Origin of the sequence: Mesorhizobium sp. C399B (genome assembly GCF_030323185.1) — a bacterium.
GTDB lineage: Bacteria > Pseudomonadota > Alphaproteobacteria > Rhizobiales > Rhizobiaceae > Mesorhizobium.
The window spans coordinates 5,424,246-5,440,860 of the sequence record NZ_CP100472.1; the positions used below are offsets into that span (position 1 = coordinate 5,424,246).

A 16,615-nucleotide genomic window follows, 5' to 3' on the forward strand; every position below is an offset into this window, starting at 1 on the left:
TTACGCCGCCGCTACATGCGCCGAGTTCGAGCCAATGTAGTTGCGGATCGTCTCGATGATGCGGTCCTGGTCGGCTTCGCTGAGATAGGGATGCATCGGCAGGCACAGGATGCGCTTCGGCAGTTCCTCCGAAACCGCAAGCCCGGTCGGCGTGCGCGGATAGTCGCGATAGGCGACCTGCTCGTGCAGCGGCTTCACATAATAGATCACCGAAGGGATGCCCTTTTCGCCGAGATGCGCCCTCAACCCGTCGCGCTTCGGCGTCTCGATGGCGTATTGCGCCCAGGCCGAGCGGCCACCGCCCAGATTGCGTGACGCCTTGACGATGTCGCCGAGACCTTCGGCGTAGCGCTTGGCCACCACCTGGCGGGCGACCATCTCGTCTTCGAGGATGGCGAGTTTCTCGATCAGGATCGCCGCCTGGATCGTGTCGAGGCGTGAATTGATGCCGACGCGGACATTGTCATACTGCGTCTCGCCCTTACCGTGGAACGCAAACGAGCGCAGCTGGTCGGCCAGCGCGTCGTCATTGGTGAACATCGCGCCGCCATCGCCGTAGCAGCCCAGCGGCTTGGCCGGATAAAAGCTGGTCGAGCCGACATGGCCGAAGGCGCCGCACATTGTGCCGTCGGCCGAACCGCCGATCGACTGCGCCGCATCCTCGATCACCAGCAGCCCTTCGCGCTTGGCAATCGCCATGATCGCCTCGTAGTCGGCGGCAAGCCCGAACAGGTCGACGGGAATAATCGCCTTCGGCTTCAGCCGGCCTTCCTTCTTGATCATGGCGATCGCCGCCTCGAGGCTGGCGATGTCGATGTTGTAGGTCTCGGCGTCCACATCGACGAAAACCGGTTCGGCCTTGGCAAGCGCCACCACTTCCGCCGTCGCGGCAAAGGTGAAGCTCGGCACGAACACCGCGTCGCCGGGGCCGATACCGGCGGCAAACAGCGGCAACAGCAGCGCGTCGGTGCCGTTGGCGCAGGCCACGACATGCTTGGTGCCGATATAGGCTGCGAGCTTGTTTTCGAATTCGGTGACTTGCGGTCCGAGGATATAGCGGCCTTCCTCGACGACATTGTCGATCGCGGCCTTCAGCCGGTCGCGGATACGTTCGCGCTGCGCGCCAAGATCGATGAACTGCATGTCGGCCTCAAAACGGTGTGGTGCGGGCTGCCCCGGGGACAATGACACGCACAGAAACAACAACTTAACCGGGCCGCTGGTACCAGAGTTGGGCCGGTCTAGAAAGCCGGACCGGCCGCGGGACGGGTTGTCTAGGTGTCGCAGCCTGTTACTTCAGGCTTTCCCTGCATTGCCGCAAGATGCCGGAAATCCGGGCTTCGCCGCCTATTAATCCGGCTGATTCAGTGCGTCTTTCCGGCTCGCGGAAACATAAAGTGATCGGCTGCTTGCAGCGGCTGGCGGCGGACTAAGCGTGGATCAGGCGATTTCGTGCCGCCAGGGCGGGTTGGCGCCGGCCCGCGACACGGTCACCGCCGCCGCTTTGGCGCCGAGCGCCAGCGCCTGACGGATGGCGTCCTCCGAAAGGCCGCCGATCCCGGCCTTGGTGAGCAGGCCTTGCTCGTGCAGCGAGGCCAGAATGCCGGCATTGAAAGTGTCGCCGGCGCCGACCGTGTCTACCACCTCCACCTTATGCGGCATCACCGTGACCTTGTGTTCCCTGCTGTAGCCGACGGCACCTTCGCTGCCGTGGGTAACGACGATCAGCTTCGGGCCGCGATCCAGCCAGTTGCGGATGACGTCCTCATGCGAGCCGGCCTCGCCGAACCAGTGCAGATCCTCATCCGATAGCTTCACGATGTCGGCCATCGCCATCATCGAGCGGATGCGCCGGAGGTGCTTGGCTTTGTCGGGGATGAAGTTCGGCCGGATGTTGGGGTCGAGCATCATGACGCGGCGTTCGTGCTCGCGTTTCATGAATTCTTCGTAGGCAGCACCCGCCGGGTCCGAAATCAGGCTGATGGCGCCAAACAGCATGGCTTCGATCTCGGCGCCCAGTTTCGGCAGATCCTCTGTCGTCAGCATGCGCCCGGCGGTGTTTTCGTCGTAGAAAGTGTAGGTCGCCTGGCCGTTGGTGAGCCGCACGAAGGCGAGCGTGGTCGGGCGAGGGGAGGTGTGCGCATAGGTGGAGCTGACCTTGCTTGCGCCGAGCGCCTCGCGGAACTGGCCGCCGAACAGATCCGACGACAGGCCGGAAAAGAAGCCGGCGGGCGCGCCGAGGCGGCCAAGCGCGATCGCCGTGTTGAACACCGCGCCGCCGACATAGGGCGCAAAGGCCGGCTCTCCCTGTGTCGTGGTGCGCGGCAGCATGTCGATCAGGGCTTCGCCGCAGCAGAGGATCATGATTTCTTGTTCTCCGGCGGATAGATCACGCCCTTGCGGATGATGATGTTGGCATAGAGCCGGGGTTCGCTGGTGGCGACGATCGCATATGCCGACCGGACGCGTGCATAGAAGTCGGCGCCCGCCAGCGCAACCACCTTGCGGCCCGGCGCGCGCCTGGTGCAGATCGCCTCGATCTCGAGGTGGACGGGATCGGCGACCGAGGGATCGCCTTTTACCGAGGCACGAAACAGCGCTTCCGGCACGAAGTCGTCCACCGGCAGCACGCTCAAAATGGCGTCAAGCACCGGTATGAGGTGAAGACCGTCGGCGCGGATCAGCCGGTTTGCCTGTTCTTCCGCCGGATAGTTGCCGTCGACAAGCGCGATCTCGTCGCCATGGCCCATGGCGCGCAATGTCGCCAGAAGCTCCGGACCGAGCAGCGACGGAATACCGATCAGCATTCAGGTGCTCCGGGAAATGGTGGTCGAACCGATGAGGAAGCGTTCGGACAGCGGCAGGCTGGCGCCGCCCAGCGCGCGGGCATGGATGCCGACGGTGCCTTCGCGCACCACCGGAAGCTTCAGCCCTTCGCCATCGATCGTACCGATCGCCTGCCTGATCGCATCGACGAGCCGGCGCCGGACAGCGAGCGGCATCCAGCCGTCGATCACCGCGGCCTCGAAATCGATCACCGATGACGCCGATACGATGGCATAGGCCAGCGCCTGAGCGGCATTGGCGATCCAGTCGTCGAGCTCGTGACCGATCTCGCCCCAATCCTCAGGCGACGTCCACAGATGCGAAGCCTCGACGCCGCGTGTGTTAAGCGCCTTTTCCAGCATGGCGATCGAGGCGACGTCGATGAGCTGCGTCGGCTTGCCGTCTGGTCCCGGCACCGGCATCGAACCCAGCGCCCCGGCATTTCCGGTTGGCCCGCCGAACAGCCGGCCGTTGAGCACGATGCCGCCGCCGGCAAAGGCGCCGATATAGAAATAGACGAAGTCGCGCGCCCCGCCGGTCTGGCCGAACACCAGTTCGGCGCCGCAGGCGGAGGTGGCGTCATTCTGCAGATAGACCGGGAATTCGCACTGCGCCTGGATGTCGGCACGGATGTCGCGATGGCGCCATTCGTCCATGATGTCGCGCGGCGCGCCGGCGGTGTCGGCCCAGTTCCACAGTTCGAACGGCATGGCGATGCCGAGCCCGGCAATGCGCTTGTCCTGCGCAGGTGTCAGTTCGGCGCGCATCGTCTTCATGCCTTCGGTGACGAACTCAACCGTCTCGCGCGGCGCCGGATAGCGGTAGGAGTGCTGCAGCATGGAACGCACAGTTCCGAGGAAATCGATCAGCACCAGTTCGGCGCTGCGGCGGCCGATCTTGAGGCCGATGAAGAAGGCGCCTTCGGGGTTCAGCGCCATCGGGATGGAGGGCTGGCCGATCTTGCCGCGCAACGGCGCCTGGCGCAGCAGCAGGCTGTCTTCCTCCAGTTCGCGCATGATGACCGAGACGGTCTGCGCTGAAAGCCCGGTCATGCGCGCAATGTCTGATTTGGCCAAGCTGCCGTGCTGGCGAACCAACGACAGCACCAGCCGCTCATTGTGGTCGCGCATGCCGCTCTGGTTGGTGCCACGGTGGAGACGGCTGGCGGCCGCCTCGGGCGAACCGTGCCTCGCAATGCCGGTCTCCACCCTTGTTCCTTCCCTTGGTTTATTCTTACTGCTTTTGCGGCAGAATGAGTGAACCGCGCAAAGCTGTCAATAATAAATAAGAGTGATTTAATTATTGACAGGCGGCTCCCGCTGGTGTCATTTGAGGGCGCGTCCACACTGGGAGAACTTCAGTGGATGCGCTCGAGATGCCGGTTGGCGGCATCCGCATAGTTCCATGGGAGGAAGATCGTGACCAAAGCATTATTGAAGTCCACCGTGTTCGCCGCGGCGGGCCTCGGCCTGATGGCGTTTGCTTCGACAGCATCGGCCGCCGGCGTCGGCGCCTGCCTGATCACCAAGACCGACACCAACCCCTTCTTCGTCAAGATGAAGGAGGGCGCGACCGCCAAGGCCAAGGAACTTGGCGTCGACCTCAAGACCTATGCCGGCAAGATCGACGGCGACAGCGAGAGCCAGGTGGCGGCGATCGAAAGCTGCATCGCCGACGGCGCCAAGGGCATCCTGATCACCGCGTCCGACACCAAGGGCATCGTGCCGACGGTGAAGAAGGCGCGTGACGCCGGCCTGCTGGTGATCGCGCTCGATACCCCGCTGGACCCGATCGATGCCGCCGACGCGACCTTCGCGACGGACAATCTGGAAGCCGGCAAGCTGATCGGCGCCTGGGCAGCCGCGACCCTCGGCGACAAGGCCAAGGACGCCAAGATCGGTTTCCTCGACCTGACCCCCTCACAGCCGACCGTGGATGTGCTGCGCGACCAGGGCTTCATGATGGGCTTCGGCATCGACGTGAAGGATCCCAACAAGATCGGCGATGAGGACGATGCCCGCATCGTCGGCCACGACGTCACCAACGGCAATGAAGAAGGCGGCCGCAAGGCGATGGAAAACCTTCTGCAGAAGGACAACTCCATCACCGTCATCCACACCATCAACGAGCCCGCCGCTGTCGGCGCCTACCAGGCGCTCAAGGCGGTCGGTCTCGAAAGCCAGGTGCTGATCGTCTCGGTCGATGGCGGCTGCCCCGGCGTGAAGTCGGTGACCGAAGGCGTCATTGGCGCCACCTCGCAGCAATACCCGCTGCAGATGGCGGCACTCGGCATCGAGGCGATCGCCGCCTTCGCCAAGGACGGCGCCAAGCCGAAGCCGACCGAAGGCAAGAACTTCTTCGACACCGGCGTCAACCTCGTCACCGACAAGCCGGCCAATGGCGTGAAGTCGATCGACACCAAGGAAGGCCTCGCCAAGTGCTGGGGCTGATGGCTGCCTGACAGCCAGCGGCAAGCTGACGGCCGGGGGCTTGATCCCCGGCCGCTTCGGGTGGACGATGCGTCACGCGAATAATCCCGGCAGCAGACCGGACAGGCGCGAGCGGTATCGGCATGGAGCTGAAGCCCAGGGGAGGAAACATGGCTCAAGCACAGGAATTCGAGAAGGTTCTCTCGAGCAGCGACACAAGCGTTGCCGCCTTTGACGAGCACAAATCGGCCGTCAAGCGCATCCAGCATTTCCTGCACTCCACGCCGGCGGCGGTGCCGCTGATTGTGCTGGTCCTGTCGATCGTAATTTTCGGCATCGCCATTGGCGGGCGTTTCTTCTCATCCTATACGCTGACGCTGATCCTGCAGCAGATCGCCATCGTCGGCATCCTCGGTGCCGCGCAGACACTGGTCATCCTGACCGCCGGCATCGACCTGTCGATCGGCGTGATCATGGTGATTTCGGCCGTGATCATGGGCAATTGCGCGGTCAGCTACGGCATGCCGGCCGTGCTCGCAGTGCCCATCGGGCTTGCCGCCGGCGCAGCCTGCGGCCTGCTTAACGGTTTGCTGGTCGCCTACATGAAGCTGCCGCCGTTCATCGTCACGCTCGGCACCTGGAACATCGTCATGGCGACCAACTTCATCTATTCGGCCAACGAGACGATCCGCGATACCGACGTCGACGCCCAGGCGCCGCTGCTGCATCTCTTTGCCCTGAGTTTCAAGATCGGCACGGCGGTGCTGACACTGGGCGTCATCGCCACGGTCGTGCTCGTTTTGATCCTCTGGTACGTGCTCAATCACACCGCCTGGGGCCGCCACGTCTACGCCGTTGGTGATGATCAGGAGGCGGCGAAGCTGTCTGGCATCCAGACCAAGAAGGTGTTGATGACGGTCTACACCCTTGCCGGGTTGATCGCAGCTTTCGCTGCCTGGGTTTCCATCGGCCGCAACGGCTCGATCTCACCGTCAGCCGCCGTCACCGACTACAACCTGCAGGCGATAACTGCGACGGTGATCGGCGGCATTTCACTGTTCGGCGGGCGCGGCTCAATTCTGGGCACGCTTTTCGGCGCGATGATCGTCGGTGTCGTCTCGATGGGCCTCAACATGCTGGGCGCCGATCCGCAATGGAAGGTGCTGCTCACCGGTGTGCTGATCATCGGCGCCGTGGCGATCGACCAATGGATCAGAAAGGTTTCGGCATGACCGTGGAACCCATCCTCACCGCGCGCGGCCTGATCAAGCGCTATGGCCGTGTCACCGCCCTCGACAATGCCGACTTCGACCTCTACCCCGGCGAAATCCTGGCCGTCATCGGAGACAATGGCGCCGGCAAATCATCGCTGATCAAGGCGATTTCCGGCGCCGCCGTGCCCGACGAAGGCGAGATCCGTCTTGAAGGCAAGGCTGTCGCTTTTAAATCGCCCATGGAGGCGCGCGAGGCGGGCATCGAGACGGTCTACCAAAACCTGGCTTTATCGCCGGCCCTGTCGATCGCCGACAACATGTTCCTCGGCCGCGAGATCCGCAAACCCGGCTTCCTCGGCGACTGGCTTCGCATGCTGGACCGGCCGGCAATGGAAAAGCGCGCCCGCGACAAGCTGACCGAGCTTGGCCTGATGACCATCCAGAACATCAGCCAGGCGGTGGAAACGCTGTCGGGCGGCCAGCGTCAGGGCGTTGCGGTGGCGCGCGCCGCTGCTTTCGGCAGCCGCGTGGTGATCATGGACGAGCCGACCGCCGCACTCGGCGTCAAGGAGAGCCGCCGCGTGCTGGAACTGATCCTCGACGTCAAGAAACGAGGCCTGCCGATCGTGCTGATCTCGCACAATATGCCGCATGTCTTCGAGGTTGCCGACCGCATCCATATCCATCGGCTCGGCCGCCGTCTCTGCGTCATCGATCCCAAGCAATATACCATGTCCGACGCCGTCGCCTTCATGACGGGAGCGAAGGTTCCGCCGGAGGCTGCACTCGCTGCCTGATCCGCTCGACGGATAAATTGCCGCAGGGGAACTGGCGGCATGCGGGTCTAAATCGATTGAACGTATGTTGCGATGCACTAGGATAGGCTGGGACTGAGAGCGAAAGCCGGTATGATCGCAGCACGATCACGAGAGGCAGTATGACGCGAACAATGACAGCCAAAGCCCCCGATCTCGAAATACCCGATCCCAAGACGCTGGCCGACGAAGTCTTGCTGGCTCTCAAATACCGGGTCGGCAAAGGCACCTCCGTTGCCACCCAATATGATTGGCTGACCGCCTCGATCAAGGTCGTGCGCGACCGCATCGTCGATCACTGGATGCAGGCGACGCAGGAGGCCTACGCCCAGCAGGAAAAGCGCGTCTATTACCTGTCGCTCGAATTCCTCATCGGCCGGCTTATGCGCGATGCCTTCTCCAATCTCGGCCTGATGGACAATATGCGAGAAGCGCTCAAGTCGCTGGGCGTCGACCTCGACCTCATCGCCGGGCTCGAACCGGATGCAGCGCTCGGCAATGGCGGTCTCGGCCGGCTCGCCGCCTGCTTCATGGAAAGCATGGCGACCGTCGACATTCCCGCGCATGGCTACGGCATTCGCTACGCCAACGGCATGTTCCGCCAGGAGATCCATGACGGCTGGCAGGTCGAACTGCCCGAAACCTGGCTCGACCACGGCAACCCCTGGGAGTTCGAGCGCCGCGAACGCGCCTTCGAGGTCGGCTTCGGCGGCTCGGTGGAATCGATTACTTCCAAGGATGGCCGGCTCGAACGTCACGTCTGGAAGCCGACCGAGCATGTCCAGGCCGTCGCCTACGACACCCCGGTGGTCGGCTGGCGCGCCAACCGCGTCAACACGCTGCGGCTTTGGTCCGGCATGCCGGTCGATCCGATCCTGCTCGACAAGTTCAACGCCGGCGACCACATCGGCGCGCTGGCCGAAAGCAACAAGGCCGATGCCTTGTCGCGCGTGCTTTACCCCGCCGATTCCCACAAGGCCGGCCAGGAACTGCGGCTGCGGCAGGAATATTTCTTCTCCACCGCGTCGCTGCAGGACATCGTCCAGCGCCATCTCAGCCAGTATGGCGATCTCGCCTCGCTGCCCGACAAGGCGGCGATCCATCTCAACGACACCCATCCGGCGATCGCCGTGCCGGAGCTGATGCGCCTGCTGATGGACGTCCATGGCATGGATTTCGACCAGGCCTGGGATATTACCAAGCGCACCTTCGGCTACACCAACCACACGCTGCTACCCGAGGCGCTGGAAAGCTGGCCGGTGCCGCTGTTCGAACGGCTTTTGCCGCGCCACATGCAGATCGTCTACGCCATCAATGCTCAGGTGCTGCTTGAGGCCCGCGCCACCAACCAGTTTTCCAATGAGCAGATCAGCCGCATCTCGCTGATCCAGGAAAATGGCGACCGCCGCGTGCGCATGGGTAACCTGGCCTTTGTCGGCTCGCACTCGATCAATGGCGTGTCGGCGTTGCACACCGAACTGATGAAGGAGACGGTGTTTGCCGATCTCCACAAGCTCTATCCCGATCGCATCAACAACAAGACCAACGGCATCACGCCACGGCGCTGGCTGATCCAGTGCAATCCGGGCCTCACCGCGCTCACCCGGGCGGCGATCGGGGACCGTTTCCTCGACGACATCGACGCCATCAAGGGGCTCGAAGCCTTTGCCGGCGACGCCGCCTTCCGCGACAAGTTCGCCGCCGTCAAGCGCTCCAACAAGATCAAGCTCGCCAATCTGGTCGCCGACCGGCTCGGCATCAAGCTCGACCCGTCGGCGCTGTTCGACATCCAGGTCAAGCGCATCCACGAATACAAGCGCCAGCTGCTCAACATCCTGGAAGCGATCGCGCTCTACGATCAGATCCGCTCGCATCCCGAGCAGGACTGGATGCCGCGCGTCAAATTCTTCGGCGGCAAAGCGGCGCCCAGCTACCACAATGCCAAGCTGATCATCAAACTGGCCAACGACGTCGCCAAGGTCATCAACAGCGACCCGTCGGTGCGCGGGCTGCTGAAAGTGGTGTTCGTGCCGAACTACAATGTCAGCCTGGCCGAGGTGATGATGCCGGCCGCCGACCTGTCCGAGCAGATTTCGACTGCCGGCATGGAGGCGTCGGGCACCGGCAACATGAAGTTCGCGCTGAACGGCGCCTTGACCATCGGCACGCTCGACGGCGCCAATGTCGAGATCAAGGAATGCGTCGGCGACGACAACATCTTCATCTTCGGCCTGAGCACGGCGGAAGTCGCCGAGCGGCGCAGCAATGGCTACAACCCGCGCGCCGTGATCGAGGGCTCCCCTGAATTGGCGCAGGCTGTTGCCGCAGTATCGTCGGGCGTGTTCTCGCCCGACCAGCCGGATCGCTACCGCGAGCTGGTCGACGGTCTCTACAACAGCGATTGGTTCATGGTGGCGGCGGATTTCGACGCCTATGCCGCCGCCCAGCGCGATGTCGACGCCGTCTGGCGCAACAGCCCCGATTGGTACGCGCGCGCTATCCGCAACGTTGCCCGCGTCGGCTGGTTCTCTTCCGATCGCACGATCCGCCAATATGCGAAAGAAATCTGGAACGTGCCCGCCTGATATGATTGCATGAGGCCACGAGCAAAGAGTCTTGTGCACAAGAACTGGTTCCCAGGGAGGGACGCCGCCTGATGAAGAAACCGCGCGCGACCGCGACGACGAGCGGGTCGGACGGGCTGGCGTCAGCCGGCGATGTCGCCGCAATTGTTGCAGGCACGCATGGCGATCCTTTTGCAATCCTGGGCGTGCATGATGCCGGCAAGAGCCTGGTTGCCCGCTGCTTCGTCCCCAATGCCGAGTTCGTCACCGCATACACGCTGGCCGGCAAGAACGCCGGCGAACTCACGCGGCGCGACGACGCCGGTTTCTTCGAAGGCAGACTGTCGATCAAGAAGCGCCAGCCGCTGCGCTATCACGCCAAAAATGCCGGCGGCGACTGGTGGCTGACCGATCCCTATTCCTTCGGCCCGGTGCTCGGCCCGATGGACGACTACTATATCGCGCAAGGGTCGCACCTCAGGCTGTTCGACAAGCTCGGCGCCCATCTCCTCGACCATGAAGGCGCGTCGGGCGTCCATTTCGCCGTCTGGGCGCCCAATGCAAGGCGCGTCTCCGTGGTCGGCGACTTCAACGAATGGGACGGCCGCCGCCATACGATGCGCGACCGCCGCGACACCGGCATCTGGGAGCTGTTCATTCCCGATATCGGCGCCGGCCACCCCTACAAATACGAGATCATTGCCCCCGACGGCGTGCGCCTGCCGCTCAAGGCCGATCCGTTCGCCTTCAAGTCTGAACTGCGCCCGGCCACAGCATCCGTGACGGCGGTGCCGCCGGCGCATGAATGGGGCGACGAGGCGCATCGCAATTACTGGCGAAAGGCCGATCCGCGGCGCGAAGCCATATCGATCTACGAGGTCCATGCCGGTTCGTGGCAGCAGCACGATGATGGCAGCTTCCTGTCATGGGACGAACTCGCCAACCAGCTCATCCCCTATGCTGTCGAGACCGGCTTCACCCACATTGAGTTCCTGCCGATCTCCGAACATCCCTATGACCCGTCATGGGGTTATCAGACAACCGGACTTTATGCCCCCTCGGCGCGATTCGGCGACCCCGACGGCTTCGCCCGTTTCGTCGACGGTGCGCACCGCGCCGGCGTCGGCGTCATCCTCGACTGGGTGCCGGCGCATTTCCCGGTCGACGCGCATGGCCTGGCCAATTTCGACGGCACAGCGCTTTATGAGCATGCCGATCCGCGCAAGGGTTTTCATCCCGACTGGAACACCGCGATCTACAATTTCGGCCGCCGCGAGGTGGTGTCGTTCCTCGTCAATAACGCGCTGTTCTGGGCCGAGAAATACCATGTCGACGGTTTGCGCGTGGATGCGGTGGCCTCGATGCTCTACCTCGATTATTCGCGCAAGGCCGGCGAGTGGATCCCCAACGAGAAGGGCGGCCGCGAAAACCTCGAAGCAGTCTCCTTCCTGCAGAAGATGAACAAGGAGGTCTACGGCCACCATCCCGGCGTGATGACCATCGCCGAGGAATCGACTTCATGGCCGAAGGTCTCGGCGCCGGTGCATGAAGGCGGGCTGGGCTTCGGCTTCAAATGGAACATGGGCTTCATGCACGACACGCTGGAGTATTTCGCCAAGGAGCCGATCTTCCGCAAGCATCACCACAACGACCTGACCTTCGGCCTGACCTACGCCTTCTCCGAGAATTTCGTGCTGCCGCTGTCCCATGACGAGGTCGTGCACGGCAAGGGCACGCTGCTCGGCAAGATGGCCGGCGACGACTGGCAGAAGTTCGCGACTTTGCGCGCCTTCTATGCCTTCATGTGGGGCTATCCCGGCAAGAAGCTGTTGTTCATGGGCCAGGAATTCGCCCAGCGCCGCGAGTGGAGCGAGGCGCGCGCGCTCGACTGGAACCTGCTCGACTTCCACCCGCATCGCGGCGTCTGGCAGACGGTGCGCGACCTCAACTATCTCTACCGCTCGCGCCCGGCGCTGCATGCGCGCGACTGCGAGCCGGACGGCTTCTCCTGGCTGATCGTCGACGACAAGGAAAATTCGGTCTTCGCCTGGCTGCGCAGCGCGCCCGGCGGCAACCCGATCGCCGTCATTTCCAACTTCACGCCAGTGCCGCGCGACAATTATCGCGTGCCATTGCCCAAGGTCGGCAAATGGCGCGAAATCATCAACACCGACGCTTCGGACTACGGTGGTTCGGGCAAGGGCAATGGCGGTGTGGTCGAAGCCAGGGCGGAAGGAGGAGGCATTTCGGCAACGATGCTTTTGCCGCCGCTGTCGACGATCATGCTTGAACTCGTTGCGGACTAGGTCCGTCAACTCGTTTCGGATTAGGTCCGTCGACTCGTTGCGGACCGGGCGATGCTCCAGACTGGTAATTTGGGAGGGTAAAGATGGCAGACTTGAAGAGAACCCAGCCGCTGGCGCGCGATGCCATGGCCTATGTGCTGGCCGGCGGCCGCGGCAGCCGGCTCAAGGAATTGACCGACCGCAGGGCCAAGCCGGCTGTCTATTTCGGCGGCAAGACGCGCATCATCGATTTCGCGCTGTCCAATGCGCTGAATTCCGGCATCCGCCGCCTCGGTGTCGCCACCCAGTACAAGGCGCATTCGCTGATCCGCCACCTGCAGCGCGGCTGGAACTTCCTGCGCCCGGAGCGGAACGAAAGCTTCGACATCCTGCCGGCCTCCCAGCGTGTCTCGGAAACGCAGTGGTATGAAGGCACGGCCGACGCCGTCTACCAGAACATCGACATCATCGAGGCCTATGGCCCCGAATACATGGTCATCCTGGCCGGCGACCACATCTACAAGATGGACTACGAGCTGATGCTGCGTCAGCACGTCGACGCCAATGCCGACGTCACCGTCGGTTGCCTCGAAGTGCCTCGCATGGAAGCGACCGGCTTCGGTGTCATGCATGTCGACGGGAAGGACAACATCATCGCGTTCGTCGAAAAGCCCGCCGACCCGCCCGGCATTCCCGACAAGCCGGAATTCGCGCTGGCTTCGATGGGTATCTATGTCTTCAAGACCAAGTTCCTGATGGAGCAGCTGCGCCGCGATGCCGCCGAGCCGGGTTCAAGCCGCGACTTCGGCAAGGACATCATCCCCTACATCGTCCAGCATGGTAAGGCGATCGCGCATCGCTTCGCCAAGTCCTGCGTGCGCTCGACGGCCGAGAACGAAGCCTATTGGCGCGATGTCGGCACGGTCGACGCCTACTGGGAAGCCAATATCGACCTGACCGACATTACTCCCGAACTCGACCTCTACGACCGCGACTGGCCGATCTGGACCTATGCCGAATTGAAGCCGCCGGCAAAGTTCGTGCATGACGAGGATGGCCGGCGCGGTTCGGCCGTCTCCTCCCTGGTCTCAGGCGATTGCATCGTCTCGGGTGCTTCGCTGAAGCGCAGTCTGATCTTCACCGGCGCGCGCATCAACTCCTATTCGACGCTGGAAGAGGTCGTCATGCTGCCCGACGTTCATGTCGGACGGAACGCAAAGTTGAAGCGCGTCGTCATCGACCACGGTGTAAGAATACCGGAAGGGTTGGTGGTTGGCGAAGACCCTGTTCTCGACGCCAAGCGTTTCCGGGTTTCGGAAAAGGGCATCTGCCTGGTCACGCAGGACATGATCGACAAGCTGAAGCTGTAAGACGGGATACCAAAAACGCATGCAGGTTCTGTCGGTCACGCCCGAGATATTCCCGCTGATCAAGACCGGCGGACTTGCCGACGTGACCGGCGCATTGCCGATCGCGCTGGCCGCCAAGGGCGTGACCATGCGCACGCTCATCCCTGGCTTTCCCCAGGTGATGGACGCCTTCAAGAAAAAGAAAGCTGTCTACCAATACCCGCTGCTGCAGGGCGGCAAGGCTTCGGTCCATGCCGTCAAGATCGCCGGGCTCGACCTGTTCGTGCTCGACGCGCCGCATCTCTACGACCGTCCCGGCGGCCCTTACGGCAATGCGGCCGGCGCCGATTGGCCCGACAATTGGCGGCGTTTTGCTGCGCTGAGCCAGGTCGGTGGCGATATCGCCGGCGGCGCCATTTCCGGCTACCAGCCGGATCTCGTCCACGCCCATGACTGGCAGTCGGCGATGACGCTGGCCTATATGCGCTACGGCAAGGCGGTCGGCGTGCCGTCGCTGATCACGGTTCACAACCTTGCCTTCCAGGGTCAGTTCGGCGCCGGCATTTTTGGCGAGCTCGGCTTGCCGGCCGCGGCGATGGCGCTCGACGGCGTCGAATACTATGGCGGCGTCGGCTTCCTCAAGGCCGGCCTGCAGGCGGCCTGGGCGATCACCACGGTGAGCCCCACCTATGCCCAGGAAATCCGCTCGCCGGAATTCGGCATGGGCCTCGACGGCCTGATCAACATGCGCTCTTCCGACCTCTACGGCATCGTCAACGGCATCGACACCGACATCTGGAACCCGGAGACCGACAAGCATCTGGTGTCGGCCTACTCCGCCGCGACGCTTAAGGCTCGGCTTCCCAACCGGGCGGTTGTCGAGGACCGCTTCAGCCTCGAGCGCGACGACAGTCCGATCGTCTGCGTCGTCAGCCGGCTGACCTGGCAGAAGGGCATGGACATACTGGCGGCTGTGGTCGACGGCGTCGTCGCCACCGGCGCGCGGCTGGCGATCCTCGGCTCAGGCGACGCCGGCCTGGAAGGCGCGCTGCTGGCTGCCACCGCCCGCCATCGCGGCCGTGTCGGCGTCGTCGTCGGCTATGACGAGGGGCTTTCCCACACCATGCAGGGCGGCTGCGACGCCATCGTCATCCCGTCGCGCTTCGAGCCTTGCGGGCTGACCCAGCTTTACGGCCTACGCTATGGCTGCGTGCCGGTCGTCGCCCGCACCGGCGGCCTTGCCGACACCATCATCGACGCCAATGAAGCAGCGATCTCGGCCGGTGTCGCCACCGGCTTCCAGTTCGCGCCCAATAGTGGCGGCGCCATGCTGCACGCCATCCGCCGGCTGGTCGATGCGCATTCGAGCCCGGCCGTCTGGGAACAGATCCAGCGCCAGGGCATGAAGGCCGATGTCTCCTGGGACAAGAGCGCCGACAAATACGTTGAACTCTACCGCCTGCTGCTTTCGAAAAGGGTTGCCTGAAGCATGATCCGGACCGTCGCCACCAAACCCTATCTCGACCAGAAACCCGGCACGTCCGGCCTGCGCAAGAAGGTGCCTGTCTTTCAGCAGGAGCACTATGCCGAGAACTTCATCCAGTCGATCTTCGACGCGCTGGAGGGCTTTGAGCGCAAGACGCTGGTGATCGGCGGCGACGGCCGCTTCTACAACCGCGAGGTCATCGAGAAGGCCATCGCCATGGCGGCGGCCAACGGCTTCGGCAAGGTGATGGTCGGGCAGGGCGGCATATTGTCGACGCCGGCGGCGTCGCATGTCATCCGCAAATACAAGACCTTCGGCGGCATCATCCTGTCGGCCAGTCACAATCCGGGCGGCCCGCACGAGGATTTCGGCATCAAGTACAATGCCGGCAATGGCGGCCCGGCGCCGGAAAAGCTGACCGACGCGATCTTCGAAAAGACCAAGACGATTTCGAGCTTCAAGACCGCCGACATCGACCAGATCGACATCGATAAGATCGGCACGGTGACCGCCGGCGGCATGGCGGTCGAGATTATCGACCCGGTCACCGACTATGCCGAATTGATGGAGAGCCTGTTCGACTTCGACGCCATCCGCGCCAATTTCAAATACGGCTTCCGCATGCGCTTCGACGCCATGCATGCGGTCACCGGCCCGTATGCCAAGGAAATCCTCGAGCGCCGGCTCGGCGCGGAGAATGGCACCTGCCGCAACTACAAGCCGCTGCCGGATTTTGGCGGCCATCACCCGGATCCGAACCTGGTCCACGCCAAGCATCTCTATGACGAGATGATGGGACCGGATGCGCCCGATTTCGGCGCCGCTTCCGACGGCGACGGTGACCGCAATCTCATCATCGGCAAGGGCATTTTCGTCACCCCGTCGGATTCGGTGGCCATGCTTGCCGCCAATGCGCAATTGGCGCCGGGCTACAAGGACGGCCTCAAAGGCATCGCCCGCTCGATGCCGACCAGCGGCGCGGCAGACCGCGTCGCCGAAAAGCTCGGCATCGGCATCTACGAAACGCCGACCGGTTGGAAGTTCTTCGGCAATCTGCTCGATGCCGGCATGGCAACGATCTGCGGCGAGGAAAGCGCCGGCACCGGCTCGAACCATGTCCGCGAAAAGGACGGGCTGTGGGCGGTGCTGTTGTGGCTGAACATCCTGGCCGTGCGCGGCGAAAGCTGCAAGGACGTCGTCACCGAACATTGGGCGACCTACGGCCGCAATTACTATTCACGTCATGACTATGAGGAGGTCGAAACCGAGCGCGCCAACGCCCTGGTCGACGAGTTGCGCGCCAAGCTGACCTCGCTGCCCGGCACCAGCGTGCGCGGCCTGAAGATCGCCAATGCCGACGACTTCGCCTATCACGATCCGGTCGACCGTTCGGTGAGCAAGAACCAGGGCATCCGCATCCTGTTCGAAGGCGGCTCGCGTGTCGTGTTTCGTTTGTCCGGCACCGGCACGTCGGGTGCTACGCTGCGCGTCTACATCGAGCGCTACGAGCCGGACAGAGCGCGGCATGATCTCGACACGCAAGAGGCGCTCGCCGACCTGATCGCGGCTGCCGATGATATCGCCGGGATCAAGAGCCACACCGGGCGCAACAAGCCGAGCGTGATTACTTGAGGGTGGTGACGTCTT

12 protein-coding genes are annotated in these 16,615 nt (G+C 63.3%); 8 read left to right on the forward strand and 4 right to left on the reverse strand.

Annotated features, from left to right (window positions below):
- The 4 genes from NLY36_RS25735 to NLY36_RS25750 form a co-directional block, all read right to left on the reverse strand.
- Window positions 1-1,143: a DegT/DnrJ/EryC1/StrS family aminotransferase gene (locus NLY36_RS25735; RefSeq protein WP_023698144.1), complete on the reverse strand. Its 1,143-nt coding sequence runs from the start codon at window positions 1,141-1,143 to the stop codon at window positions 1-3.
- 297 nt (window positions 1,144-1,440) lie between these two features.
- Entirely contained in the window at window positions 1,441-2,364 is a 924-nt protein-coding gene (locus NLY36_RS25740; protein WP_023684582.1) for a carbohydrate kinase family protein, read from the reverse strand.
- Window positions 2,361-2,807 (reverse strand): RbsD/FucU family protein, encoded by a 447-nt coding sequence (locus tag NLY36_RS25745; protein WP_023698145.1) that lies wholly within the window; start codon window positions 2,805-2,807, stop codon window positions 2,361-2,363. Before NLY36_RS25745 ends, NLY36_RS25740 begins: the two co-directional genes overlap by 4 nt.
- Window positions 2,808-4,034 carry an ROK family transcriptional regulator gene (locus NLY36_RS25750; RefSeq protein WP_023698146.1) on the reverse strand — a complete coding sequence of 409 codons (1,227 nt, stop codon included), beginning with the start codon at window positions 4,032-4,034 and terminating at the stop codon, window positions 2,808-2,810.
- Window positions 4,035-4,298: 264 nt separating this feature from the next.
- Between NLY36_RS25750 and NLY36_RS25755 the strand changes: the two genes are divergently transcribed.
- From NLY36_RS25755 to NLY36_RS25790, 8 genes are all read left to right on the forward strand, one after another.
- On the forward strand, window positions 4,299-5,276 hold the full coding sequence (locus NLY36_RS25755; RefSeq protein ID WP_081725578.1) for a sugar ABC transporter substrate-binding protein: 978 nt from the start codon (window positions 4,299-4,301) through the stop codon (window positions 5,274-5,276).
- A 149-nt stretch (window positions 5,277-5,425) separates the two neighbouring features.
- The gene (locus NLY36_RS25760; RefSeq protein ID WP_023670725.1) at window positions 5,426-6,487 is read left to right on the forward strand and encodes an ABC transporter permease; all 1,062 of its coding nucleotides are present in this window, start codon (window positions 5,426-5,428) and stop codon (window positions 6,485-6,487) included.
- Window positions 6,484-7,266 carry an ATP-binding cassette domain-containing protein gene (locus NLY36_RS25765; protein WP_023670726.1) on the forward strand — a complete coding sequence of 261 codons (783 nt, stop codon included), beginning with the start codon at window positions 6,484-6,486 and terminating at the stop codon, window positions 7,264-7,266. Before NLY36_RS25760 ends, NLY36_RS25765 begins: the two co-directional genes overlap by 4 nt.
- Before the next feature lie 140 nt (window positions 7,267-7,406).
- A complete protein-coding gene (locus NLY36_RS25770) occupies window positions 7,407-9,869 on the forward strand; it encodes a glycogen/starch/alpha-glucan phosphorylase (protein WP_023698147.1) in 2,463 nt (820 codons plus the stop codon).
- Between the two features lie 71 nt (window positions 9,870-9,940).
- A complete protein-coding gene (gene glgB, locus NLY36_RS25775) occupies window positions 9,941-12,154 on the forward strand; it encodes a 1,4-alpha-glucan branching protein GlgB (RefSeq protein ID WP_023735557.1) in 2,214 nt (737 codons plus the stop codon).
- 83 nt (window positions 12,155-12,237) lie between these two features.
- Window positions 12,238-13,503, forward strand: coding sequence for a glucose-1-phosphate adenylyltransferase (gene glgC, locus NLY36_RS25780; protein WP_023670729.1), 1,266 nt, complete (start codon window positions 12,238-12,240; stop codon window positions 13,501-13,503).
- 19 nt (window positions 13,504-13,522) lie between these two features.
- Window positions 13,523-14,968 (forward strand): glycogen synthase GlgA, encoded by a 1,446-nt coding sequence (glgA, locus tag NLY36_RS25785; RefSeq protein ID WP_023692759.1) that lies wholly within the window; start codon window positions 13,523-13,525, stop codon window positions 14,966-14,968.
- Window positions 14,969-14,971: 3 nt separating this feature from the next.
- Window positions 14,972-16,600 carry an alpha-D-glucose phosphate-specific phosphoglucomutase gene (locus tag NLY36_RS25790; RefSeq protein WP_023735556.1) on the forward strand — a complete coding sequence of 543 codons (1,629 nt, stop codon included), beginning with the start codon at window positions 14,972-14,974 and terminating at the stop codon, window positions 16,598-16,600.
- Window positions 16,601-16,615 lie beyond the last annotated feature (15 nt).